The organism is Streptomyces sp. NPDC041135 (assembly GCF_055592085.1).
On sequence record NZ_JBVIYZ010000042.1, the window covers coordinates 1 to 24,592 of the forward strand.

The 24,592-nt window shown below is 69.3% G+C and carries 20 protein-coding genes and 1 pseudogene; 12 read left to right on the forward strand and 9 right to left on the reverse strand.

From position 1 onward, the window contains the following. Positions 1–189: 189 nt before the first annotated feature. The gene (locus ACZ6CZ_RS35860; RefSeq protein WP_469029883.1) at positions 190–1,506 is read right to left on the reverse strand and encodes an MFS transporter; all 1,317 of its coding nucleotides are present in this window, start codon (positions 1,504–1,506) and stop codon (positions 190–192) included. 659 nt (positions 1,507–2,165) lie between these two features. Between ACZ6CZ_RS35860 and ACZ6CZ_RS35865 the strand changes: the two genes are divergently transcribed. From ACZ6CZ_RS35865 to ACZ6CZ_RS35880, 4 genes are all read left to right on the forward strand, one after another. Then, positions 2,166–2,756 (forward strand): hypothetical protein, encoded by a 591-nt coding sequence (locus ACZ6CZ_RS35865; protein ID WP_469029886.1) that lies wholly within the window; start codon positions 2,166–2,168, stop codon positions 2,754–2,756. Positions 2,757–2,865: 109 nt separating this feature from the next. Further along, entirely contained in the window at positions 2,866–3,432 is a 567-nt protein-coding gene (locus tag ACZ6CZ_RS35870) for a SigE family RNA polymerase sigma factor (RefSeq protein ID WP_469029888.1), read from the forward strand. After that, positions 3,429–4,112, forward strand: a complete 684-nt coding sequence (locus tag ACZ6CZ_RS35875) for a hypothetical protein (RefSeq protein ID WP_469029890.1) — start codon at positions 3,429–3,431, stop codon at positions 4,110–4,112. The genes ACZ6CZ_RS35870 and ACZ6CZ_RS35875 overlap by 4 nt, the downstream gene beginning before the upstream one ends. 260 nt (positions 4,113–4,372) lie before the next feature. After that, positions 4,373–5,920: a transglycosylase domain-containing protein gene (locus ACZ6CZ_RS35880; protein ID WP_469029893.1), complete on the forward strand. Its 1,548-nt coding sequence runs from the start codon at positions 4,373–4,375 to the stop codon at positions 5,918–5,920. Positions 5,921–5,990: 70 nt separating this feature from the next. On the opposite strand, the gene ACZ6CZ_RS35885 is transcribed toward ACZ6CZ_RS35880, so the two are convergent. From ACZ6CZ_RS35885 to ACZ6CZ_RS35905, 5 genes are all read right to left on the reverse strand, one after another. Then, complete coding sequence (locus ACZ6CZ_RS35885; RefSeq protein WP_469029895.1) at positions 5,991–6,305, reverse strand: hypothetical protein; 315 nt, start codon at positions 6,303–6,305, stop codon at positions 5,991–5,993. 116 nt (positions 6,306–6,421) lie between these two features. Next, the gene (locus ACZ6CZ_RS35890) at positions 6,422–7,000 is read right to left on the reverse strand and encodes a Uma2 family endonuclease (protein ID WP_469029898.1); all 579 of its coding nucleotides are present in this window, start codon (positions 6,998–7,000) and stop codon (positions 6,422–6,424) included. Between the two features lie 453 nt (positions 7,001–7,453). Beyond that, the gene (locus ACZ6CZ_RS35895) at positions 7,454–10,114 is read right to left on the reverse strand and encodes a LuxR C-terminal-related transcriptional regulator (protein ID WP_469029901.1); all 2,661 of its coding nucleotides are present in this window, start codon (positions 10,112–10,114) and stop codon (positions 7,454–7,456) included. A 685-nt stretch (positions 10,115–10,799) separates the two neighbouring features. Next, complete coding sequence (locus ACZ6CZ_RS35900) at positions 10,800–12,629, reverse strand: 1-deoxy-D-xylulose-5-phosphate synthase (RefSeq protein WP_469029929.1); 1,830 nt, start codon at positions 12,627–12,629, stop codon at positions 10,800–10,802. A gap of 167 nt (positions 12,630–12,796) precedes the next feature. Beyond that, the gene (locus ACZ6CZ_RS35905; protein WP_469029903.1) at positions 12,797–13,507 is read right to left on the reverse strand and encodes a DMT family transporter; all 711 of its coding nucleotides are present in this window, start codon (positions 13,505–13,507) and stop codon (positions 12,797–12,799) included. A gap of 601 nt (positions 13,508–14,108) precedes the next feature. On the opposite strand from ACZ6CZ_RS35905, the gene ACZ6CZ_RS35910 reads away from it, so the two are divergent. Together ACZ6CZ_RS35910 and ACZ6CZ_RS35915 are read left to right on the forward strand one after the other, a co-directional pair. Next, entirely contained in the window at positions 14,109–14,876 is a 768-nt protein-coding gene (locus ACZ6CZ_RS35910; RefSeq protein WP_469029906.1) for a hypothetical protein, read from the forward strand. Between the two features lie 216 nt (positions 14,877–15,092). Further along, the gene (locus tag ACZ6CZ_RS35915; protein WP_469029909.1) at positions 15,093–16,373 is read left to right on the forward strand and encodes a glycosyltransferase family 4 protein; all 1,281 of its coding nucleotides are present in this window, start codon (positions 15,093–15,095) and stop codon (positions 16,371–16,373) included. 187 nt (positions 16,374–16,560) lie between these two features. Here ACZ6CZ_RS35915 and ACZ6CZ_RS35920 read toward each other — a convergent pair whose 3' ends face one another. Continuing rightward, positions 16,561–17,124 (reverse strand): hypothetical protein, encoded by a 564-nt coding sequence (locus ACZ6CZ_RS35920; protein ID WP_469029911.1) that lies wholly within the window; start codon positions 17,122–17,124, stop codon positions 16,561–16,563. 177 nt (positions 17,125–17,301) lie between these two features. On the opposite strand from ACZ6CZ_RS35920, the gene ACZ6CZ_RS35925 reads away from it, so the two are divergent. The 4 genes from ACZ6CZ_RS35925 (at position 17,302) to ACZ6CZ_RS35940 (ending at position 20,966) form a co-directional block, all read left to right on the forward strand. Then, the gene (locus ACZ6CZ_RS35925; protein WP_469029913.1) at positions 17,302–17,820 is read left to right on the forward strand and encodes a GNAT family N-acetyltransferase; all 519 of its coding nucleotides are present in this window, start codon (positions 17,302–17,304) and stop codon (positions 17,818–17,820) included. A gap of 184 nt (positions 17,821–18,004) precedes the next feature. After that, positions 18,005–19,225, forward strand: coding sequence for a cytochrome P450 (locus tag ACZ6CZ_RS35930; protein WP_469029915.1), 1,221 nt, complete (start codon positions 18,005–18,007; stop codon positions 19,223–19,225). A gap of 293 nt (positions 19,226–19,518) precedes the next feature. After that, positions 19,519–20,208, forward strand: a complete 690-nt coding sequence (locus tag ACZ6CZ_RS35935; RefSeq protein ID WP_469029918.1) for an RNA polymerase sigma factor — start codon at positions 19,519–19,521, stop codon at positions 20,206–20,208. Beyond that, positions 20,205–20,966 carry a hypothetical protein gene (locus ACZ6CZ_RS35940; RefSeq protein WP_469029920.1) on the forward strand — a complete coding sequence of 254 codons (762 nt, stop codon included), beginning with the start codon at positions 20,205–20,207 and terminating at the stop codon, positions 20,964–20,966. The genes ACZ6CZ_RS35935 and ACZ6CZ_RS35940 overlap by 4 nt, the downstream gene beginning before the upstream one ends. 90 nt (positions 20,967–21,056) lie before the next feature. On the opposite strand, the gene ACZ6CZ_RS35945 is transcribed toward ACZ6CZ_RS35940, so the two are convergent. Then, entirely contained in the window at positions 21,057–22,676 is a 1,620-nt protein-coding gene (locus tag ACZ6CZ_RS35945; protein WP_469029923.1) for an ATP-binding cassette domain-containing protein, read from the reverse strand. 191 nt (positions 22,677–22,867) lie between these two features. Here ACZ6CZ_RS35945 and ACZ6CZ_RS35950 point away from each other — a divergent pair, with 191 nt between their 5' ends. Both ACZ6CZ_RS35950 and ACZ6CZ_RS35955 read left to right on the forward strand, forming a co-directional pair. Then, complete coding sequence (locus ACZ6CZ_RS35950) at positions 22,868–23,530, forward strand: hypothetical protein (protein WP_469029925.1); 663 nt, start codon at positions 22,868–22,870, stop codon at positions 23,528–23,530. A gap of 59 nt (positions 23,531–23,589) precedes the next feature. Then, positions 23,590–24,108, forward strand: a complete 519-nt coding sequence (locus ACZ6CZ_RS35955; protein ID WP_469029927.1) for a GNAT family N-acetyltransferase — start codon at positions 23,590–23,592, stop codon at positions 24,106–24,108. 65 nt (positions 24,109–24,173) lie between these two features. On the opposite strand, the pseudogene ACZ6CZ_RS35960 reads toward ACZ6CZ_RS35955, so the two are convergent. Beyond that, a pseudogene (locus ACZ6CZ_RS35960) lies at positions 24,174–24,367 on the reverse strand (IS5/IS1182 family transposase); the annotation flags it as partial. Positions 24,368–24,592 lie beyond the last annotated feature (225 nt).

The following is a 24,592-nucleotide window of genomic DNA, read 5'->3' on the forward strand; positions in this document are numbered from 1 at the left end:
ACACTCAGCCGGACGATCGAGGCCGGTGTCCGTCAGGGCACGGCTCACGAACCCGCGATCGCCGCCTGCCTCGCCGCACTTCGCACTCTCAGCGACGAAACGGCACGGACCCCCGCATAACCGGACCGAGACCCGACTGTTCGAAGCGGTATTCCGGCGGCCACGGACGATCCACTGGCGTTCCCTGCCTCAGGCCGCCCACGCGCTCTCCTGAGCCTTCCGCGCTGCGCGGCGGCGCAGCGCGTCCTCGTCCGTGTCCGCGTCGTACGTGATCAGCTTCGGCACCACGGCGGCGAGCAGCAGCACCGAGGCCACGCAGGCAAGACCGCCGCCCCAGAACGCGGAGCGGGTGCCGGTCCAGCCGGCCATGGCGCCGGCCCTCGCCTGGCCCAGTTGCGGGCCCGCGCTGTAGGAGAGGACTTCGATGCCCGCCAGCCGACCGCGTAGCTCTTCGGGGATGGTCTGGTTCCAGATGGTGCCGCGGCCCAGACCACTCAGCATGTCGCCCGCGCCCGCCACCGCGAGACACAGCAGCACCAGCCGGATGTCCGCCGACCAGCCGGCGCAGGCGATCGCCAGTCCCCACACCGAGGCACCGCACACCACGAGCAACCCGTGACGGCGGACCCGGGAGGTCCAGCCGCTGGTCAGTCCGAACACCATTGAACCGACGGCGCCCGCGGCGTACATGAGGCCGAGGGCCCACACGGCATCCAGTTCGTCCGCGAGGAACGGGAAGATCGCGTTCGGGAAGGCGAAGAACATGGCGGCCAGGTCGACGGCGTAGGTGCCGAGGAGCACCGGACGGCTCCACGCGAAGCGCGCTCCCTGCGCGAAGCCGCGCAGGGAGGGCCGGTCGGCGGCCTGTGCGGGTGGCGCCGGCGCCAGACGCAGGCACAGCCCCACCGATGCGGCGAAGCCTGCGACGGTCACGGCGTACGCGACCGCATAGCCGACGGAGGCCACGACCACGCCCGCGAGGGCGGGCCCGGCGATCGCTCCGAACTGGTAGCGCAGCGCGTTGAGCGCGGCCGCGGCCGTCAGCTGCTCGTGCGGCACGATCCGGGCCGTCAGCGAGTCCAGGGCCGGCCGCTGCAGACCGGCCAGCGCGGCTACGCCGGCCGCGACCACGTACAGCGGCCACAGCGACGGCCCCGGCAGCAGCGCGTTGACGAGCAGCACCAGGGCCAGCACCCCGAGGCCTGCCTCTGTCAGCAGGATCAACCGGCGCCGGTCGACGGCGTCGGCGAGCACACCCCCGTACAGTCCGCAGACCACGAGCGGCACCAGTTCCACCGTGCCCATCGCGCCGACCGCCAGCGGGGAGCCCGTCAGGTGCTTGATCTGGAGCGGGAGCGCAACCATCGCCATGGACGACCCGAAGAACGTGACAGTGCCCTGGTAGAACAGCAGACGGAAGTCACGGGCGGACCGCCAGGGAGCGAGATCGGGCAGCAGGGCAGCGAAGGCGGCGCGGGCACGGAAAGGTCTGGGCTCGGGTGTCATCGGGCCTCGGTTCTCTGCGGGAGGCGCGCCGCCGCCGAGGAGGACGCGGACGGCACTTCACCCCCCACTGTTACCACCGCGACCACGGCCTCCAAGAGCAGTCGCTGCTCATCTGCGCGTACCGGCCGGGCTTCCGTCCCATCGGGCGACGATCACTCGATGGTGCCGCGGCCGGCGAGGACCCCGGGCAGTTCGGAGCGCCGATGGCGGCGCCTGGCTTGCCGTGGAGCCGCTGGAGGGGTGGTTTCGACCGTACGCGAGGACAGGTGCGAGGCCTCGGTGATCCTCTCGTTGGCGAGCCCGGTGGCGGCCACGCGCGCCACTTCACGTTCCGGGCAAGGAAGCGACCATGCCGTCGGCCCGGCACGGAGGTGCACCGGACGGTGCATCGCGGACCGATGACGTCGGCACGGTCAGGTCTTCCCGGCCCGCAGCGGCTGCTGGACCGATCAGCGGCTGGTTGAGGCCATGTGAGCCCCACCACTTGAAAAATCTGGAGTTCCGAGCAGCACTTCGCCGTCCGATCGCCGTCTGGAGGGCGGACGGGTCAAAAGCCGTCCGCTCCGGCGGCGCCCCAGGGGCAAGCGGGAGCCAAGTCCTCACCGACGAGTTGGGAAAACCTCATGACACATAGGCGTACGAAGCGCTTGTCCGCCCGCATGATCGCCGCTCTGGCCGCCGTTGCCGCGATGACAGGGGGCGGTGTGGCGTTCGCTTCGGGCAGCGGCGCCATGGCCGCGAAGACCGTCGCGTCCACGGTTCCTGCGACCGCCGAACGCGCTTCCACAGCCGAGCGCGCGGTGTCTGCGGTGCGCGTGGTGGGTGCCGGTGAGCGGATCGACACCGGTCGCGGGAACACGGTGTGGCTCACGGCGGACGGGCAGCTGATCGCCGATGTGCCCCGCACCACCGGAGGCCACTACGCGCAGCCGAAAAAGGTCCTGGACCCCAACATCCCGGACAAGTCGATCGCCGCACGCAGCTTCGGCGAGAAGAACGGCATCCTCTACGTCGGCTTCTACCGGGGCCCGGGCACCCTCGCCAAGGCCACCGTACAGACCGACGGAAAAACCCTGCCGGCCCACGTCGTCACCCTGGCCGGCCACCCCGGTTGGGCCGCCTTCTACGCCAACGGCCCCGCCCCCGCCACTGCCCAACACGGGAAGAAGAAGCCCGCCAGCGCCACCATCACCGGCTACGCCGCCGACGGCACCGTCCTCGCCCGATTCGACCCGACCATTGTGAAGTAGCGCCTTCGTTCGCTGTGCCTGCCGGCGGTCGGCAGGCACAGCGATCCAGCCCGGCCCCTGGCACCCCGCCGAGGCAGGGCCGATCCGTTTCTGCCGTGAGGACATTCCTTTGCCAAGCACGACCGACGAGGACTTCCGCGGGTTCGTGGTCAGCCGCTGGCCACGCCTCCTGCGTACGGCCCACTTGCTCACCGGCAACCACCACGATGCCGAGGAACTCGTCCAGGGCGCGCTGGAGCGTGCCTACGTGAAATGGGCACGGGTGTCGAGCAGCGACGACGTGGATTCCTACGTGTGGCGAATCATGATCAACAGTAACGCGGATCGGTTCCGCCGACGCAGGGTGCGCGAATGGCTCACCACGCGCCTTCCGGACACCGCTGCTCGCGACGAGGGCGGACACGGACAGGTCGAGCAGCGCGATGCACTGCTCGACGCCCTGGCCCGGCTCCCGGTCAGACAACGGACAGCCGTCGTCCTCTGCTACTTCGAGGACTTGACGCACGCCCAAGCCGCCGCGGTCCTGGGTGTTCGAGCCGGCTCATTACGCAGCCAGATCACCAGGGCCCTTGCCAAGTTGCGCCAGGACCCCGCACTCGCCGACCTGGTCGGACGATCAGCAGATCTCCACGACCGGGACCAGTTCCACACGATCGGGAAAGGGGCTCTTCGATGAGCTATGAGGAGAGGCTCGCCGCCGTGCTGCGCGCATCGGCCGATGCCGTCGCCGTCGGATCCGCCCCGGTGGATGCGGTCGTCCGGGGTGGTCGTGCGCGGCGGCGCCGTCGACGGGCCGTCCGGCTGGCAGCGCTGGGCACGCTGCTGGTGCCGTCGGTGCTGGCCGTGAGCATGCACCTGAGTGCCGGCCCGCCCGCCCTGTCACCGGCCCGGCCACCCGTGACGGCCTCCGTGTCCGCCGTGCGCGTGGTGGGTGCCGGTGAGCGGATCGACACCGGTCGCGGGAACACGGTGTGGCTCACGGCGGACGGGCAGCTGATCGCCGATGTGCCCCGCACCACCGGAGGCCACTACGCGCAGCCGAAAAAGGTCCTGGACCCCAACATCCCGGACAAGTCGATCACCGCACGCAGCTTCGGCGAGAAGAACGGCATCCTCTACGTCGGCTTCTACCGGGGCCCGGGCACCCTCGCCAAGGCCACCGTACAGACCGACGGAAAAACCCTGCCGGCCCACGTCGTCACCCTGGCCGGCCACCCCGGTTGGGCCGCCTTCTACGCCAACGGCCCCGCCCCCGCCACTGCCCAACACGGGAAGAAGAAGCCCGCCAGCGCCACCATCACCGGCTACGCCGCCGACGGCACCGTCCTCGCCCGCTTCGACCCGACCGCGCGGTGACGGCCCCGGCCACGTCCCCCGCCGGGTGGCACCGGGAAGCCGCCCCGGGCGGCGTTCTTGCGGTCCCGAAGGAGCGGACAGGTCACACCAGGCCATCCAGCAGTCCCCTATATCGAAAGCGCGCGACAAGAATGCCTGACTCGTTGAGCAATCGGCGCCTCGCCCGGTACGGGAGACACGAGCGGCGCAGTAGCCGCCCGGCGTCGCACAGGGCAGCGCCTTCGTCCCGGTCCCGCCGCCGCGGACGCTGGGCGCGACGGTTGCGTCGTGTCGCCCTGTCGGCGCTGGTGACCGCCCTGCTGTCGGCGTCGCTGACGCTGGCGGCGTACCGGGCCGTGCCCATTCCGGCGCCGCATCCGGAGGCCGTGATGCAGAGCACCGTCTTCCTCGATGCCCGGGGGAACTACCTGGGACGGCGTGGTCCGGTGGACCGGCAGGACGTGCCGCTGGCGAAGGTCCCCCTGCACGTGCAGGAGGCAGTGATCGCTGCGGAGAACCGATCGTTTCGCACCGACTCGGGCATCGCGCCGACCGCGATCGCCCGGGCGATGCTGGCGACGGTCACCGGTGGTGCGCGGCAGGGCGGTTCGACGATCACCCAGCAGTACATCAAGAACGCCCTGCTCACCCCGGAGCAGTCACTGTCCCGCAAGGCCAGGGAGGCACTGATCGCCGTCAAGCTGGACCGCACCCGCGGCAAGGACGAGATCCTCGAGGGCTATCTGAACACCGTCTACTTCGGCCGCGGTGCCGCCGGCATCCAGGCCGCCGCCCGCAACTACTTCGGAGTGGACGCGCAGTCGCTGACGGTGTCTCAGGGCGCCGCGCTCGCGGCCGTCATCAACCTGCCCTCCTACTACGAGCAGGTCGGTGCCAATCCCAGGGTCGCCTCCGTGCTGAAGCGCCGCTGGGCGTGGGTCCTGGACGGCATGCGGGCCGGCGGCGCCCTCACCGGGCGGCAGCGGGCCCAGGCCGCCTTCCCTGCCTTCCGCTTCTTCCCTCCCGGGCGGACCGAGGGCCAGCGCCAGTACCTGATCGACGCCGTCGCGGCCGAGTCCGCCGACAAGCTCGGCATCGGCCAGGACGAACTGGCCCGTGGCGGCTACACCGTCCGGACCACCTTCGACCTCTCCCTCCAGGACGCGGCCACCCGGACCGTCCAGGACCAGATCGACGGCCTGCCCCACCGCCGCGGCCCCCGGGCCAGGCTGCACACGGCGATCGCCGCGGTCCTTCCGGGCGACGGCGCGATCCGCATGCTCTACGGGGGCGACGACTATGCCCGCCAGCCGTTCAACGACGCCCTCGACGGCCACGTCGAAGCTGGTACCGCCTGGACCCCACTGGCCGGTCTGCGACTCGGCGCACCCTTGCGACAGCTCCGGCACACCGCCGCGCCGACCCCGCTGCAGATGGCCTCCGCCTACGCCGCCGTAGCCGCGCACGGCCGCTATGCGGTCCCGTACGCGGTCACCGAGATCACCCGGGGCGGCCGGACCCGCTACAAGAAACGCCTCACAGTGCACCCGGTCATGGCTCCCGCCGATGCCGATTCGGTCAGCCGCATGTTGCGGGACGCCGCTCCCGCCGGGACGGTTGCCGTCCACACCGGGACGGCCGGGAAGCGGACCGCCTGGGCCACCGGTTACGGCCCCCGTCTCGCCCTGGCTGTCGCCCTCTTCGCCGACCGCCCCACCACGGGTGCCAAGGGCGCCGGCCCCGCCGCCCTGACGGACTTCACCAGCGCCTCGGCGTCCCAAGCAGCCGCCCGGACCATGTCCACGCTGTGGTCTTCAGGGAGTGTTTGAGGTCCTCCGACCCCGGCGAGCGGGAAAATCCGCCGGGCGCTGCCTACGGTGGCCGCCTCAGGTGGCAGCGCTAACGGCTCAGGCTCTCGAAGGCGGCTTCGGCCAGACCGGGCCACCGTGCGGCGTGGGTACGAGGGACGGCGACCCAGTCCTTGAAGGGGCGGTGTTTCCCCGACGGGTCGAAGAGTTCGGCCCCGGTCAGGGCAAGGGCTTCGGTGTGGACGGGAGTTCCGTCGCCGAGTTTGAAGGCGAGGCGGTCGTCCTTGAGGCAGGCGAAGGCCTTGTCGTGGGCCTTCAGGGCGCGCTTGCCGAACATCGCACCGGCGGTGGCGCCGCGGTGGGCGAGGTCGGCGGCGATGTCGTCGAAAAGTTCATCGGAGGTCATGGGCGAGATCCTTGTGCGGGTGGCGGGCAGCCGGGCAGCATGCATCCCGTCCGGCAGTACGTGACCGGGCGTCGCGATGCCGGCCCGGTGGCAGCGCGGGCACCGGCTGCACGCATTTATGCCGGCCGGGTGCCGACGAGTCCGGCGGTGTCGATCTCGAAGGGGAACGGCTCCTCGACACGGGTCTCGGCGCCGGGGAGGGCGGTGATCGTTTCGACGTACCGGCCGCTTTCGAGGCGGGCGCAGATCAGGCGGGGGGCCGGGTCGAACTCGAGGCGCCACAGGAATGGAATGCCCGCCTCCGCATACAGCATCGGTTTGATCTTGCGGTCCATGGCCTTGTTGCCCGGTGAGACGAGTTCGATGACGAGCTGGACGGCCTCGGCGTCGATGCTGACGCCGTCCTCCTCGGTGGCGCCCGCGTCGGCGACGACGATGTCCGGCACGACCAGCCCGGAGGGCAGCGTGACGTTGATCGCCTCCAAAATCTCGACCGGGGCGCCGGCCGCGCGGGCGGCGGCGTCCAGGGCGACGTGGAGGCGGTAGCTGGCGCGCTGGTGGCGCAGCCCGGGGGCGGGGGACATCACGAGCGACTCACCCAGCAGTTCGTAGCGGACGGAACGGTCTTCGGGCAGGTTCAGGACCTCGGCAACGCTCCAGGGCCCGCGGTGTCCGGCGATACTGGCGACGCTCATGCTCCCCTTCACCTCCTCATCGCTGACGGCCGATGTGGACATCGTGTACGTCCATTGTGGACGGCCGCAGCGGTCCGTGTCTCCTGCCGGTGCAGTGCCAGGGCGGCACCACCACACCGGCACCCGCGCAAGTGATCGTATAACTGCTCCGGGGCGGCACCGCCCCGGACGGACAGCCGGCCTGCCGTCCGGGATGCCGACGAGTCCTGCCCGGCGGGGCTCCAGCCGGCTGCGGCAGCCATCCCGCCTCCTGGTAAGCGACAGCCGCGGAACCGGTGTCCCGGGCGAGCCGGTGACACTCACGCCGGCCCGCTCGTCAGCGCGCCGGTGCGAGCGCCCCGGCCAGGCGCGCACGCCGGTGAGGAGCCGCCCCCTCCAGGAGGGCGTGCGCTGAACCGACCCCTGCCTTGCGGACGCCCCCCGTCGCCCGCGGGACGCGTCTTCAGGGACCCGTCAGAGCGCCTTGCCGGCATCGCGCCGCAGCGCATCGGGCAACTGGGACCGGTGGGTGATGCCAAGCTTCCGGTAGGCCCTCTGGAGGTGGTTGTTGACCGTGCGTACGGACAGGACGAGGGAATCGGCCACGTCCGCGGGCTTCATGCCGTCGGCGATCAGCCGGGCGATACTCGTCTCACGAGGGGTCAGAGCGTTCTGGGCGGACATTCCTTGCAGGAGCGGCGTCACTGCTCCTTCGCAGCGCGCATGGGCGATCCCGGCCTCGTGCCTGACACGCTTCCCCAAGTCGCCGTCACCCGCCGTCTCATACAAGCGACCCGCGGTGGCGAAGGCTTCGGCCGCAAGGAGATCGGCGCCCGCGGCGAGCAGCGTGACGCCGCAGTCGACCAGGCGGTCCGCGTTCCGAGCAGCCAGCGCGGCGGCGAAGGCAACTCGAGCTCGCGTCAGTTCGCCTTGGTATCCGTGGCCGAGACGGGCAAGACGCTCGGCGTTCTCCGGTGTCGGGCGCATGCGCACCAGCTCCGTCACCATGAGCACCTCCGACAGGGGCTGCCGCAGTCTTCTCGCTTCCGCCGCGCCCTCCTCCAGGACGTCCGCGGCCTCCTCGTACCGGTTTTCTGCGATCAGGGTCCATGCCGAGCCCAGCCTGTCCTCACCGGCCAGCACCTTGAACGCCGGATGGCGCTCGCCTTCTGCCAGGAGTTTCCGGGCGGTGACACCGTCACCGAGTTGGGCAACCGCTGCCGCCTGTCCGGCCAGGGCCATGTGGAGGACCCGGCCGTGGTTGTTCCTGCGGGCAAGGGCGGCCGCTTCCGCGAACCACTGCGCCGCGGAGGCGGGATGCCCTGCCACCCATTCACAGCGGGCCAGGTAGATCGCCGGCCACACCCGGTTTCTCGGGGCATCCACTTCCAGCAGGGCATCGAAGGCCCGGCGACCGGTACGACGTGCTTCGGCCAGGTCGCCCGCTTCCCCCTGGGCGAACGCCAGACCACTGAGATGTGCGGCGGCATGGGGAACCAGGGCGCCGTCCTCACTCACCTGATGGAAGTCGTACCACTCTTTGCAGAGAGCCTGCGCATCCACGCACCGGCCCAGCATGATGAGACCGATCTCCCGCATCATGCTGGAAAGTATTTCGGCGTCACGACTGAGATGTCCGTCCGCCTTCTTCTTGGCTTTGTCATACATTTCCAGGCCCTCTGCGACGCGGCCCTCGATGATGGTTATGGTGCTTTCGTTCACGTCCAGGACCTGTCGGAGCGCGCTTGATCCGATCTCATCCCGTGCCGCGTTGTTCACCTTGAGGGCACCGGTCATGTCGCCGCTCCCCAAGGCGAGCGCCATGGTGCGCGCCAGGGCGGCCGACACCGCCTCCTCTTCGGTGGCGGAGCCCGCGTAAGCGCGCTGGAATACCTCGTTCGCCTTCTGCCACTCCCCCAGCTCCAAGAGGGACTCTCCATGGAACACGAGTTCTGCGTTGGTGGCCGATTCGTCGGGGAGCGCCGCGCACAGTTCTGCCACCTGGCGGTAGTCGTGGGCGTTCCTGGCGACCCTGATGGCTTTTTTCAAAATCTCCGGATCAGCAGTTCCGGTTGCCTCAAGACTCATTTCCGCGATTCGCAGAACGTCCTCACGGCGGCGCGCTCCGTATCCTTGCACCCTCCTCATCTGCTGCACGATCAAGGTGGCCGCGCGGGGCTTCGGGACCAAGGCCCGGATTACTTCCTCGTAGAAGGGGTGCCCCAGTACGCACGTGAAACGGCGACCGTCGATCACGACACGGACGAGTCCGGCCTCCTCGAGTTCGAGGATCTCACCGTCACCTGACATGTGCAGCGCATCGCTGACCGCTATGACTCCGCACAGGGCGATCGTCTGCAGCACGGCGCGATGGCGCGCAGGTACCCGCATGATGCGGTTCCGGATGAGGTCCTTGAGTTTCGGCGGCACGGTCGGGTTCCCCGCCGGCAGCGTCCACAGATTGTCCATTCTGCGCAGCACGCCGGCTGTTATGGCACCGATCGTCAACTCGCGCAGGTAGAGGAGATTCCCGGACGAGGCCGTGTACAACGCCTCGGCCGCTTCTCTGGACACGGGCGCCCGGAGCACACGGCCGAGTAATTCCTCCATCTCAGCCTTGCCCAGATCCGCCAAGTCTATCCTGGTGTTCACGGAGGAGCGCAAGAATTCTGTCACCTGCTCTCCGAGCACCTCACCGGCGCGCACGGTAGCGATCACAAAGATCACGCCTGCACGCATGAGTCGGTCGAGCAGGAAGGCGGATGCGGAATCCAACCGGTGCAGATCGTCCACCATGGCAACCAGGTTCTGCCTTTTTTCGGTGGACTCGGATAGAATGTGATGAACTGCCGCGGATATGTCCCGCGCCGGGTCACCCAGATCGATCCCTTCCGGCAGAATCGGCGTGAGCGCGGCGAGCGGCAGGGGATTCGAGGTACCGATGCGGACGACGCGGCTTTTCTGTCGCGGAATATGCAGAAGGCATTGTTCCGCGAGGCGGGACTTCCCCACGCCGGCAGCACCGTGGATGATGAACCCCTGCGTCGAAGAGTCGCGAACGGCCTCCTTGAACGCAGCGAGCTCCTTCTCCCGCCCGAACCATTCCCACGCCGCGGAGACGCTGGCATCACTCACTGCGACCTCTCCTCTTTCGATGTACCCGAAACCTGCGAACCGGGCAGTGCAGGCGATGTTCTCGGAACCGCGCCCCGGACGCACGGTCACGGATCAGCCGCCCTCTGACCCTTTTATCATCGCCTGGCGGCAAGTCGAGGTCCCTTGCTGCGGTCCTGTGAGCCGGAAGATTGCCCGGCACAGCAGGCACGGTGGCGGCCATGGCACCTCAACCCGTGCGACGACGACCAGTGCGTGGCCGGGTTGGGAGCGGGCGCCGCCCAAAAACGCGCCGAACGGACGGCCGGCGGATGACGCTGGTGTTCCGGGGAGGCAGGCACGGTCCGCACCGGCTCGGGCGGGCGCAAGGGCTGGGGCCGCCCGGACACCGTGTCCGCAGGGACTGTCGGGCCCGGGCGGCGGGGTGTGAATAACTCACTACTTGGAGGTGCCGCTGGCACGCTTGGCGCCTGCCTTGCAGCCAGCCAGGCCAGGCAGGCGACGCTCACCCGCGCCCGGCCCCGTTCCAGGTCGAGGAGGAGTGGGTTCCGCGCGACGTCGGAAGTGATGCAGCCTGCCGCTCCGGGGAGGACGCCGGAACGGCGACCCCACGGAGTCGCTTGCCGCGGACCTCCGAGCCAGGCGGCCGGACCTGCTGTCCGCGTGCTCAAGGGGGCTGGTCCGGCCACGTGCCGAGCGGTCCGGTTCAGCGCAGGGTCGCGTCGGGGAGGCCATGGTGAGCAGGCGGCTGCGAGCGCCGTGCCGTGCCGACCGCTCGTACGATGCCCTCGGCATCAAGGCCGGCTGCAGCGAGCAGGCCCTCGCGGGTGCCGTGCGAGAGGAAGGCGGGAGGCAGCGCCAGCACGGTCACGGGCGTGGTGACGTGGTGGTCCCGGCATGCCGCAGCGATCGCGCAGCCGATGCCGCCCGTGGAAACCCCGTCCTCGACGGTCACTGCGAGGCGGTGACGTGCCGCGAGAGCGGTGAGCGCGGGGCTGACCGGATGGACCCAGCGGGCGTCGGCGACAGTGACACCGATACCCTGCCCCGCCAGGGTCTCCGCCGCTTCCAGGGCGGCACTGGCGAGCGGGCCCACCGGAACCAGGAGCACGTCCAGCGGCAGGAACGCCGACCGGTGCAAGATGTCGATGCCGTCCATCCGTGTGAGAGCGGGGATGTCCGCCGCGACGTCGGCCTTGGGCAGGCGCAGCACACTGGGACCGTCACCGAACTCCGCGGCCTCGTGCAGCAGGGCTTCCACACCTGCGGCGTCCCGCGGGGCGGCGATGCGCAGGCCGGGCGCCAGGGAAAAGAGGGAGAGGTCCCACATGCCGTGGTGGGAGGCGCCGTCGGGACCGGTGATCCCGGAGCGGTCCAGGACGAAGGTGACCGGGAGCCGGTGGAGGGCGACGTCCATCAGCACTTGGTCGAAGGCCCGGTTCAGGAAGGTCGCGTAGATGGCGACGACCGGGTGCAGCCCCGCCATGGCCATACCGGCGGCACTGGTCACGGCGTGCTGCTCCGCCATACCGACGTCGAAGACCCGTTCCGGAAACCGCTGCTGCATGGGGAGCAGCCCCGTCGGGCGGAGCATGGCTGCCGTGATCGCCACGATGTCCTGACGCCGCTCCGCGAGGGTGACCAAGGCCCGGCCGAAAACGCTGGTCCATGAGGCGACGGCAGGTGCCGGGCCGGCCCGCCCGGCAACCGGGTCGGCCCTGCCCACGGCGTGCAGGCGGTCGGCGTCGTCCTCCTCCGCGGGAGCGTAACCCTTGCCCTTGACGGTCAGGACGTGGACGACGACGGGGCGGGCACAGTCCCGCGCCCGGTGCAGGGCTTGCTCCACCGCTGTGATGTCGTGTCCGTCGACGGGACCGACATACGTCAGTCCCAGATCGGTAAAGGTGTTGCGGTGCGGCGCGGCGGCCCCAGATCTCAGGGCTGTCAAATGGTCCGCGAGGGCTCCGTGGGTGGGTGCGTAGGAGCGGCCGTTGTCGTTGAGAACGATGACGACGGGGCGTTCGGGGGCGGATCCGAGGTTGTTGAGAGCCTCCCAAGCCATCCCGCCGGTGAGCGCCCCGTCACCGATGACCGCGACCACCGCACGGTCCTGATCACAGGTCAGCTGCCGGGCCTTGGCAAGGCCGTCCGCATAGGAGAGCGCGGTCGAGGCATGGGAATTGGCCACCAGGTCGTGCTCGGACTCGGCCGACGACGGGTAGCCGGAGATGCCTCCGGGTTGCCGTAGGGTCGCGAAGCCCTCCAGACGGCCGGTGAGCAGTTTGTGCACATAGGACTGGTGTCCCGTGTCGAAGACGATCGTGTCCCGAGGGGAATCGAACACCCGGTGCAGGGCCAGCGTCAGCTCCACCACGCCGAGATTCGGTCCCAGATGACCGCCCGTCGCGCACACGGACGACACCAGGAAGCTGCGGATGCGGGAAGCGAGGGCAGGCAGTTCGGCCGCTGGGAGATCACGCAGGGCCCGAATCCCGAGGTCGGGCAGTGGTGACTGGTCAGGATGGTCCACGGTCATGGAAAGCCCACTCCCCCACCGCGTGCTCACACGGCGCTCGGAGACATCCGGCGGGACGCCGCCGGTCGGCCGCCCCGGTGTTCTCAGCTCAGGGCGCTGCCGTTGCTGGCTGAAGTACACAAGGGAGCATCCGCAAACGCCTCTGCGAATGCCTGAGTAGCCACTACTCACACAGGCGTACGGTCGCGCGGGACGCGGTCCGCGGAGCCGTGGTTACTCAACCCGGCCGGCCTCGACCGGGGTTGCCGCCCGTGGCACGGCGGCGCGGCGGCGCTGCGAGCCGGTGGCCGACATGCCGTGGCGATGGCAATGCCCGCCAGGATCACGCCGCCGCCCGCGATCTGGCCCGGCAGCGGCACGCGGTGCAGCAGCACGGCGTCCAGGGCGAGCGCCGCCACGGGTACCGCGTACAGGCACAGGGAGCTGATGCCCACGGAGCCCGACCGCAGGACCCGCGACCAGGTCCAGAAGGCCGCGGCCGTGCAGCAGCAGCCGAGCCAGAGGACCGCTTCCGTGGAGGATGCCGGCGCGTCCCGCATCTGCCGGGCGGCGTCCATCCCGCCCGGCAGGAGAGGCACGAGACCGAAGAGTGACCCGTACAGGACGCACTCCGTTCCTCCGTAGCGCTGCAGCAGGGGTTTTTGTACGGCGAAGGAGAGTGCCTGGGCGGCGGCCGCGCCCACGACCAGTGCGGCTCCTGCCGAGGGTCGCCCAAGTGACCCGCTGCCGGTGCCGGCCACGGTGAGCGCTCCGAGCAGTGCGACGGCCAGGGCGGCGACGTGCCGCTTCCCGGGACGTTCACGCAGCAGGAGGCCCCCGAGCGCAGTGGAGAAGACCGGTGACAGTGTGATGAGCAGGGCCGCTTCGCCTGCGGGCACGGTCTCCTCGCCGCAGAACTAGGCCGTCATTCCGGTTATGCCGAACAGCGCCATGCGCGGTGCGTCGGACCTTCGCAGGGCCCGCACACGGCCCGTCAGTACGGCCGGTATGAGGACCAGGACGGCGACGGCGAGACGGAGCAGCGTGATGGAGGCGGGCGAGAAGCCAGTCAGGGCGAGGCTGATCGCGGGAAAGGCGGAGCCCCACAGTACGGCCGTCGCCGCCAGGGACAGAGCGGTCCGGCCCGCATCGTCCGTATCGATGAGTGCTCGCCTCGCTTCCTCAGGTGGGGTGCGGCCGTCGCAGACCGTCCGAGCCATGCTGTCGCTGGGCGCGGAGTGGGGGCGTGAGTAGGTATTGCCCCATCTCGTCCGCGTCGGTGGGTTCGCCGGGCGGTGACGAGGTCGCACAAGCGTTGAGGGCTCCGGTGGGAACGGTCCGCCACAGGCCGGCCCGGGCACGGTCAAGGCTGCGCAAGCTCGCCGAGCAGGAGATGAGGAAAAGACAGGCAGATCAGAAAAAGACGGAACCACTCCGAGGCACTGGACAAGTACAGGGTGGTCGCACTGAAACGGCCCGGTCGAGCGAGGAGCAGAACCGATGATCTTCCATCCGTGGCGGCGGCAGGAACCGCTGGATCACACGGAGCCGGCCCGGCTGCTGCCGGCACCCGGCGATCCGGTCCTCTTCTATGACCGCCCACACCTGCTTGAGGACTTATTGATGAACAACGTCACAGAGAACACCCGCCCCACTCGCCCGCATCGTCGCCTGGCCGTGCGGATAGCCGCCCCTGTAGCCCTGGCCGCCGCACTGGCCGGAACCGCACTCGCCATCCAGCAAACAACCCCGCACGCCGCCTCCTCCGTGAACGCCACCGTCCGTGCCACCACGGGAGGCTCCTCTCAGCACATCTCCACCGTCGCCTACACCCTGAACCGTGCATCGCATGGAACGGTCACCGTCACGATCCGGGATGCCGGAGGCGAACGGCCTGACCCCACCCGGCTCCAGCACGACCTGGAGCGCATGGGAATCAACGCCCGTGTCTACCAGGACGACCCCACCTGCACGCTCGACAAGGGCGAGGACCCCGCACTCGGCGACACCACGCTGACAGCCATCGACTTCCACCACCGCAACGGCGCCTTCACCGCCACCGTCCGGCCCAGCAAGTTCCCCGCAGGAACCCACCTGGAAATCGTCTTCCCCCCGCTGGATGAGAACTCCGTCAAGACCGACGACCTCGCGTTCGGTCTGCGTAACGGCAAGGCCCCCGCCTGCCGTCACATGCTCCTCTCCGGCAATGAACTCCCGGCCCCCGCAGCGACGTCCACTGGGGAGATCATCCCCGACCCCAAGGGCTGACCAGCCCGGCACCCGTTCTGCCCCGCCATCCGGGCGGGGCAGAACCGCCCTGCCCCACTCCACGTGCGTCCGTCACGACAACCGCGTCCCCATCGGCGCTGCCCGACCTGAGACGCCCGAATCAGCGGACACGATGAGACGCACGGTCCCGGTGTGCGCGGGGTGTGGCGTCGCTTCAGCCTGCCTCCGTCCCCGACTGAGAACCCGGATCGCTCTGTGAAGATCGCTTTTCTTATCCACAACGTGTATGGAGTCGGCGGCACCATCCGCACTGTCGTCAACCTTTCCGGGGAGCTGGCCGGACGGCATGAGGTGGAGATCGTCTCGGTGTTCCGGCATCGCGCGCGCCCGCGCTTCGGCGTGGATGCCCGCGTCCGGCTGACGCCACTGGTGGACACCCGGCCTGGGCGCGAGACCGGGCATCCGCTGGCGAACACGTCTTCCCGGATGTTCCCGGCCGGCGAGGGACGGTACTCCCAGTACAGTCGGCTCACCGACGAACGCATCACCGCCTGGCTCGCAAGCACGGATGCCGACGTGGTGATCGCAACCCGGCCAGGACTGAATGTGATGCTGGCCCTCCACGGTCCCCGCGACGCGATCCGGATAGGCCAGGAACACCTCACCCTCGACGGACACCGGCCGGCGCTGCGCGCTCAGCTGCGCAGGTGCTATCCGCTTCTGGACGCGGTGGTGACCGTTACCGAAGCGGATGCCGCGGCCTATCGCGCCCTGATACCGGCGATGCAGGTGGTGGCCATCCCCAACAGTGTTCCCCAGCCTCAGGCGGCGCCCTCGGACGGTACGTCCCGCATCGTGGTGGCCGCCGGCCGGCTCGCCCCCGGCAAGCGATTTGACCTGCTCATCGATGCCTTCGCCAAGGTGGCCGCCGAGCGGCCGGACTGGCAGCTGCGCATCTACGGCCGAGGCCCGCACCTGGACGCCCTCCAGGCCCGCATCGACCACCACGCCCTGCACGACCACGTCCATCTCATGGGTATGCACACAACGATGGAGGCCGAATGGGCCAAAGGCGCCATCGCGGCCGTCAGCTCCAGCAGCGAGTCCTTCGGCATGACCATCGTGGAGGCCATGCGGTGCGGCCTGCCGGTCGTCAGCACCGACTGCCCACTCGGTCCACGCGAAATCATCCGCCACGGCCAGGACGGGTTCCTGGTACCCGTGGACGACACCGAAGCACTCGCCGACGCCCTGCTGCGCCTGATCAACGACGACCGGACTCGGAAACGAATGGCCCGCTCCGCCCGGGAAGGGGCCTGCCGCTTCGACCCCGGCACCATCGCCACCCGCCACGAGACCCTGCTCGGACATCTCATACAGCTCCGGCAAGCCCCGCCCGGCCACCTCACGCCTGTGCGGCACCACCTCCAGGCTGCCCGCACCGCCATCTCCTACCCGGCTGCCGAGGCTCTGTTCAAAACAGCCCGCCGCGCCAAACACAGTGCAACGCGCATCCGCGGCCGAACCAACCCTTAGGCACCGTCCCCCCCGTCCGCCTCGACCAACCCCCATGAGAAGACCTCCCCACGAGCAGCACGGATTTCGTGGCGGCGTCACCGCGACCGTTGTGCAGTCTCTGCCCCGGGGTCATGTCTGCCGCAGTCCCACGCCGTTCCACGGCGGTCGGCCGGTACAAGGAGGGACAACGTGATTGGTCGCGTGGTCAGATGCGCGTGGCCATGCGCTTGACCACAGCCAGCAGGGCCGCTTCGTGCGCCGCTCCCTTGTGATCGCTCGGCGAGAAGGTCACGGAGACCCTCTTGCCCTTCACCACGAAGTTCAGCGCGGCTTCGGCAGGCCGTTCACGTACCCAGAAGGCCTCACTGGCTCCGGGTACGGACTCGTCGTGGACCTGGCCGGCCTCGTAAGCGGAGCGGGGAAGGAACCTGGCGCTCGAGAAGGCCTGGACTTGGATGAGACCGTACGCTCCCAGACCACTGAGATCCTTGGGTGCCCAGTCGCAGAAGCTCTCCTTCTTACCGGTCGTGTTCAGCCCCGCCTCCGGCTCACCGGCCGGCTGGCCGAGCAGCGAGGTGGCCTCGGCCACGGTCAGGAGCTTGGTGCAGTCCGGCGCGCCTGAGGATCGCGTCTCGGGGGCCGGGGGCTGTGCGGGGCGCGTAGCACCGCTTCCGGCACTTCCTGTCGACGGGGACGAGCCGCAGCCGGCTGTCGCGCCCAGGGAGATCGCCAGCCCGAGCGCCAGCGTCATCGCCTTGATCTTTTGCATGGATCCGTCCCGTTCCTCTTGAAGCGGCTCCTGCAAGCGCAGTTGCCGACGCACGCATCAGCCAGGCCGGGTCAGGCGCGGCGGCCGTCCGGACCCGGCTACTGCACGTACGGTCACGCGTGTGCCGGCCGTCTGAGCAGTCACTGCTCAATCGCCTCGAGATGGCACGCTGGGGGCATGACAGTGACTGAGCCCGCGATCCGGCTGGCCCGTCCCGGGGATGCGCCGGCGGTGATGGAGTTGCAGCTGGTACTGGACCACGAGACGGAGTTCATGCTGCTGGAGCCCGGCGAGCGCGTGCAGGACACCGGACCCCTGGAGGAGCGCTTGGCCGCCTGCGCCGATGGCCGGGATCCCTCCTACCTGGTGCTGGCCCTGGCCGGCCCGTCCGTACTGGGCTACGTGGACGTGTCCGTGCTGCCGTACGCCAGGGCCCGCCGCACCGGCTATGTGGTGGCCGGAGTGCGGGCCGGGCACGGTGGCCGCGGTCTGGGCCGGTCCCTGATGCGGTCCGCGGTGCAGGAGGCGCGGTCCCGCAGCATGCGCCGGCTGGAACTGACTGTGATGGAACACAACCGGCGCGCCCTCGCTCTGTACCTCGGTTGCGGATTCCAGATCGAGGGACTCCGGCGGGCCGCACTGGACGTGCAGGGCCGCCGGATCAACGAGTACTACATGGGCATGCTCCTCGACTGAGCCCCGGCCGGGGCGGCCCCTCGGCCGCCCTTTCCGGAGCACTTCGCATTGAGTAGTCAGTACTCAAGCAATGCGTTGGCACCCGGGGTATTTTTCGTCCCCGATCTGAATCTGAGACGGAGCGCGGACGGCACGGTTCCACACGGGGACGTGTCACACCGGCTCGTACATCGAGGGAGTCCGCGTGCCGGAACCACGAGCTGCCCTTTTCAGCTCCGACTACTTCCGGGATCCGTATCCCACTCTGGCATGGCTTCGCGAGAACTCACCGGTCCACCGCCTGTCGTTCCCGGGCAGTGACGTGCCGGCCGTCCTGGTGACACGTTATGCCGATGTCCGAAACGTCCTGGCGGACAGACGCTTCAGCACCCGTCAGGTGAAATGGGCGAACGCCGCGTTCCATGAGGCCGGGCTGATCATCGGCGAGTCGGGGGTTTTCGAGCATGCCTTCACGCTGCAGGACGCCCCAGACCACACTCGCATCCGGCGCCTGCTCATGCCGTTTTTCGTGCCCTCACGCATATCGTCATGGCGCGCGATGATCCAGGAGAAGGTCGCACAAAACCTGGCCGCCGTGCGGGGAGACTCATTCGATCTCATCGAGTCCTTCGCGGGGATCATCCCGGTTCAGGTCGTCAACGAGGTCCTCGGCTTCCCCCCGAACGACTACGCGAACGTGGCGGGCGCTGTCGATCGCATACTGCCGGCGGACCCCTCGCGCGCGGAAGCCACTCCCGGGGCATTCGACACGATCTGCGACATGAGCCGCACCCTCGTTCTCCAGAAGGAGCGCGAACCGTCGGACGACCTCGTCTCGTTCCTGGTGAGGTCCTGGCGCGAGGACGACGCTCTCTCGCTGGATGAGCTGACCGCCCTGGTCACATCGATCATTCTGGGAGGCATCGACAGCACCCGGGCATTGATCAGTAACTCGATACTCGCTCTTCTGCACTCACCCGATCAGCTCGACCTCCTGAGGTCCGACCCGTCCACCGCCGCTCAGGCGGCGGACGAGTTCATCCGGCACTCGGGCCCGATCATGGTGCCCATGGTCCGGTTCCCCGTGGAGGACGTCGAGATCCACGGTCACCCGATCCCGGCCGGGACACCCGTCATGCCATGCGTGCTGGCAGCCAACCGTGATCCGGCCCTCGTGCCGGATCCTGACAGGCTGGATCTCCGCCGGTCCGGGATCAGACACCTCGGCCTCGGTTACGGCATGCACAACTGCCTCGGCGCAGCCCTCGCCAGACTTCAGGCGGAGATCGCGATTCCCGCCGTCGTGCACGCGTTCCCGGCCATGGAGCTAGCGGTTCCGCGCGAAGAACTCACCTACGGCAACAGCCTTACTCTGCGGGGCCTGACGTCCCTGCCCCTGCGGACCGGTCTCGCCACGAACCCTTGAGCGAGGGCGCATCTGGCCTCAGATATCGGGCGAAGGCCTGATTCTGGCACTGGCGTTCCAGGCGTCACCGGGTCACCACGGGCCAGGAGTTGACACGCATGCGGACAGCTCAGGCACTGCACCTCCACCCCTTCGACCCGGTCGTGGAACTCACTTCCAGATCTCCATTTCTTGCCGACTGCAGGCCCGACATCTTCTGGACCGAATTCCAGTTCGCATGAACCACGGGGGCTCCTGGCCATCCAAGGAGCCCCCGTGGTGTGCCACCTGTCTTCTGTGCCTGGAGGTGCGTGATGGGGATCACCGGGACGCCTTGGGGGGCGCGGACAAGACAAGGTGTGGACTTTTCTTTGCACGCCCGGATCAGAGCCGGGGACCCCGAAGCGTTCAGGACGGTATTCAAGGACCATGCCCAGACGGTGTACCGCCACGCCGTGCGGGTCACGGCCGACTGGGCGGTCGCCCAGGACGTCGTCTCGCTGACCTTCCTTGAGGCGTGGCGCGTCCGGGAGAAGCTGCGCGACGAAGGCGACACGGTGCGGCCCTGGCTGATGGGCATCGCGACGAACGTCCTGCGGAACACGGTGCGCGCCGCGCGTCGGCACGAGCATGCGCTCAACCGCCTGTCGGCCAAGGAGCCGATACCGGACTTCGCGGACGAGCTGATCGGTCGGATCGCGGACGCCGAACAGCTGGCTGCCGCACACGCGGTGCTGGCGCAGCTGCGCCGCTCCGAGAAAGAGGTGTTCACCTTGTGCGTCTGGTCCGGGCTCAGCTACGCCGAGGCCGCCCAGGCGCTGGGAGTCCCGCAGGGGACCGTCCGCTCCAGGCTCGCCCGGGCACGGGCGCGGCTGCGCAAGCTCACCGAGCGGGAGCTGCGGGAGCGGCGCGCTGGAAGAACAGCGGAACCGGTACGGGAGAGCGGACAAGTACGGGGTGGTCGCACCGAAGCGACCCGGTCGAACAAGGAGCGGAACCGATGACCCTCAACCCGTGGCGGCGGCAGGACGTGCTGGATCACACGGAGCTGGCCCGGCTGCTGCCGGCGCCCGGGGACCCGGTGCTCTCCGACGACCGCCAGAGTCTGCTCGAAGACTGCCTGATGAGGAGCATTAAGGAGGACACCCGTACCGCCCGCCCGCAGCGTCGGCTGACCGCGCGGGCAGCCGCTCCCCTCGCCGTGGCCGCCGCCCTGGCCGGGGCCGTACTCGTCGTTCAGCAGGGCGCGGTGCACACCTCGGCCACCGACATCTCCGCAGGTGCTCCCGCGCGTGGCCCGGCCGGGCACATCTCCAACGCCGCCTACACCCTGGACCGCGCGCCGCAGGGCGCGGTCACCGTGACCATCCGTGACAGCGGAGCCCGGCGGCCCGATCTCCCCCGGCTCCAGCACGACCTCGCACGCATGGGCGTCGACGCGCGTGTCTATCAGGACGACCCCGCCTGCGCCCTCGACAAGGGCGATGACCCAGCGCTGGGCGAGATCAGCGCGAAAGCCGTCGATCTCCGTCACCGCGACGGTGCCTTCACCGCCCTCATCCGCCCGGACCGCTTTCCCGCGAGAACGCATCTGGAGATCGTCTTCCCTAAGCTGCCCGAGGGGTCCGCGCAGATCGACGATCTCGCGTTCGGGCTGCGCGCGGGCACGGCACCGGACTGCCGGCACATGTTCCCCACTGGTGGCCTCCCCGCTCCAGCGGCTGCGGCCTCCGGCCGGGTCGTTCCGGACCACGACGGCTGACCGACGGCAGCCCCAGGGTTGCCTCGCCCGACGGCACGACAACCCGGGGGTACGCCGGGCCGCGCGATGTGAACCCCCTTTCGCGCCGGTTCACACGACGTCCGGGCCCCGCAGGTCCGTGGCGGTGTCGAGGTCCAGCCGGCGGGTGACACCGATCTGCCGGAGGAAGGGGATGTCGTGGCTGACGACCACCAGCGCGCCCCGGTAGCCGGCCAGCGCCTGGACGAGCTGTGCGACGCTGTCCATGTCGAGGTTGTTGGTGGGCTCGTCCAACAGCAGCAGCTGAGGCGCCGGGTCGGCCAGCAGCAGGGCCGCCAGCGTCGCGCGGAAGCGTTCCCCTCCCGAAAGCGTGCTCACGCGCTGGTCGGCGCGGGTGCCCTTGAACAGGAACCGGGCCAGCTGCGCGCGTATGCGGTTGTCCGTGGCGTGCGGGTTGAGACGTGCGGCATTGGCGAGGACCGTCAGCCCGTCTTCGAGGAGGTCCAACCGCTGTGGCAGATGGCGCAGCGGGACATGTACACCGACGTCGCCCTCCGAAGGTGCCAGCTCTCCCGCGATGGTGCGCAGGAGGGTCGTCTTCCCGGTGCCGTTGCCGCCGGTGAGCGCGAGGCGTTCGGGACCGTGGACCCGCAGGTCACCGATGACGCGTCCGGTGCGCAAGCGGATCCGGTCGAGGGTGAGGACGGTGCGGTGGGGCGGCACGGCGGTGTCGGGCAGGTCGATGCGAATGGCGTCGTCACCGCGCAGCCTCTCCTCCGCCGCCTCCAGGTGCTCCTGGGCCTCGGCCAGACGCCGCTCGTGGACGGCCTGCTGCTTACCGCGCGCGACTTGGGCCGCGCGCTTGGCGATCTGCGCTCCGATCTTGTCCACGCTTCCGGTGGCGTACATGCGCTTGCCGTAGCGGGCGCTGCGGGCCTGCCGGGTCTGCGCGGCAGTCAGATCGCGCTGCTGCCGGGCGAGTTCGGCGCGGGCGGTGGCGTGAGCGCGTCCGGCCGCTTCCTGCTCGGCAGCGATGGTGTCCTCGTACGCGGTCAGGTTGCCGCCGAAGGTACGTACGGTGCCGTTGCGCAGCTCGGCGATCCGGTCGACGCGCTCCAGCAGTTCACGGTCATGGGTCACGACGATGACACTGCCGCGGTACTCGGTGACCGCGTCGTAGAGCCGGTAGCGGGCCTGACGGTCGAGGTTGTTGGTCGGCTCGTCCAGCAGCAGGACAGCGGGGTGAGCCATCAGGAGGGCGGCCAGGCGCAGCAGGACGGCTTCGCCGCCGGAGATGTCGCCGACGGTGCGGTCCAGCCCTGTGCCGCCCAGGCCGAACTGGGCCAGGGCGGCCTCGGTGCGTTCTTCCACGTCCCACTGGTCGTCCAGGACGGTGAAGAGCTGTTCGCGGATGTCTCCGGCTTCGATCGCGTGCAGGGCGGAGCGGACGGAAGCCACTCCCAGCACCTCGTCCACGCGCATGCCGGGATCAAGGATGAGGTCCTGGGGCAGGTAGCCGGCTTCCCCGGCGACATGGACCGTGCCGGCGGTGGACCGGAGCCGGCCGGCGAGCAGCCGCAGGAGGGTGGACTTGCCGCTGCCGTTCCGTCCGATCAGGCCGGTGCTGCCGTTCCCGGCCGCCCAGGAGAGGCCGTCCAGGACCGGCGTGCCGTCTGGCCAGGCGAACGACAGACCGGTGCACAGGACGGGTGCGGTGGTGAACGTGCTCATGAGAGGTCTCCTGCGTACGTACTGGTGGGAGGGCCAGCATGGGGAGACACCGCTTCCGCGGAGGACTGCGGATGTCGCGACGACGGGCGCCGGGGCCGGGGGCCGCGGTCGGGCCGGGCCGGAAAAGCTGGGCCCGCCGGGGGCAACTCACGTCCAAGGTCACACGCGCGGGCGCCACGTCTCGACGCACGGTGTCCCAGACCTCAGATGAGCACGTGCCCTCCCGGCGACGACAGCAGATCCGCCTTCGACGGTACTTGCGCCGTCGGAGCCGCCGCAATCGATTTCAGTCGGCGGGGCGCCCCACGACGTGTCGCGTCGAGCGGGGGACGCTGCGGCCAGACGAAGGCTCGCGTACCACGGTCGGACCGAACATCGAGACGCCCTCGGCGTGGTACCTCCAGCTGGCCCCGGTCTCATCACTCGGTCCCGGCACGGCAGCCGCGCTCCTCGGCCACATCGGCGTCGGGGCGTGCGCGATCTTCGCCGTCAACGGCCTTCAGCGCGCGGTCCCGAGCATTCTCCGCGGGCCCGTCATGGTCCTCGTCCTCGTCCTCCGTCTCTCCTCCGCCTTCCAGGACGTGTCGTCCCTGGCGGTGATCCCGCTGGCAGGGGTCATCGGCATACTCGGCACCACCAGGCTCATCGCGGTGCCCGCGGTCGCTTACGCAGCTCTTTGGACGATCGGTGTCGCGGTCAATGCCCGGAGAGCCCGACAGCGCGAAGGGGTAAAAGACCGCGCAGACAGGCGTGTTCTCGGTGGACAGCCGGACGCTCAGGATCGGCGGATCAGGCTGCGGACGGTGATGCTTGCGACGACTGACGCAAGGTGTTCGTCGGCTGCCCGGCCGTGATGCCGTCGTACGATGACACGGTGATCACATGCCCTTTGACCGTTATCCACGATGTGCTGATGCGTCCTCTGGAGGAAGAGGACGCCACCGCTCTATGCAGGGCCTATCTGCGCAATCGCGATCACCTGCGCCCATGGGAGCCTCGGAGGAGTGAAGACTTCTTCACCGAGCAAGGGCAGGCCGAGCGTGTGCGCGGTCAGCTGAAGGAGCGAGACTCAGGCCACCTGGTCCCGTGGGTGCTGACCCTTGGGCAGGAGGTGGTCGGAGCGGTGACGCTGTCCAACGTTGCCCTCGGACCTTTCCGCAGTGCCAATCTCGGATACTGGATTGATGCAGAGTACGTCGGACGTGGCCTGGCGACCGAGGCCGTCAGGGCGGCCTGCCAGGTGGCTGATGAGCATCTTGATCTGCACAGAATTGAAGCGGGTACAGTGATCGCCAATCCAGGCTCGCAGCGGGTGCTTGTGAAGTGCGGTTTCGACTTGATCGGTACCGCCCCTGAGTACCTGCACATCGATGGCGAGTGGCGTGACCATGTGCTGTTCCAAAAAATTCTCAATGGCCGCTCTCCCGGGTAGCGTCCTTGCGCGATCGTGACCTCAGCGGGGCGGTCATGGTCTGCGGCGGGGGCGTTTGCCCCAGCGTGGAAGGCGTCTTGACAGGCGTGGGTGCGTTCGACGTGCCATCGCTGACTGGCCTCAATCTTGCCTTCCCGCCTTTGTGCGCGATGCGGCCGTGGAGGCTGCGCTCCGTGAGCAGGGTGCGGGTCTTGTCCGAGTCGTAGCCAACGTCCAGCTGCACGGTGATGTCGTCGGGCCACGGACCCGAGTCGTTCAGGCGGTTCGTCCTGCACTGTGGGGAGCGGCTGAAATGGAGCGGCCTGTACTCATCGGCCCCTGTCGGCCCGGAAATACGCTCTGCCGGCTGATGGACTGTTTCCAGGAGCCCGTCAGGCGATGTGTTCTTTGCGAGTGAGGGTTGTGGGCGTATGTCAGGTTCGGGGTTGTGGCGGTTAGGGCGTGTGCGCCTGGTCGGGGCGGCGGCGCTGGCGCTGACGTTGAG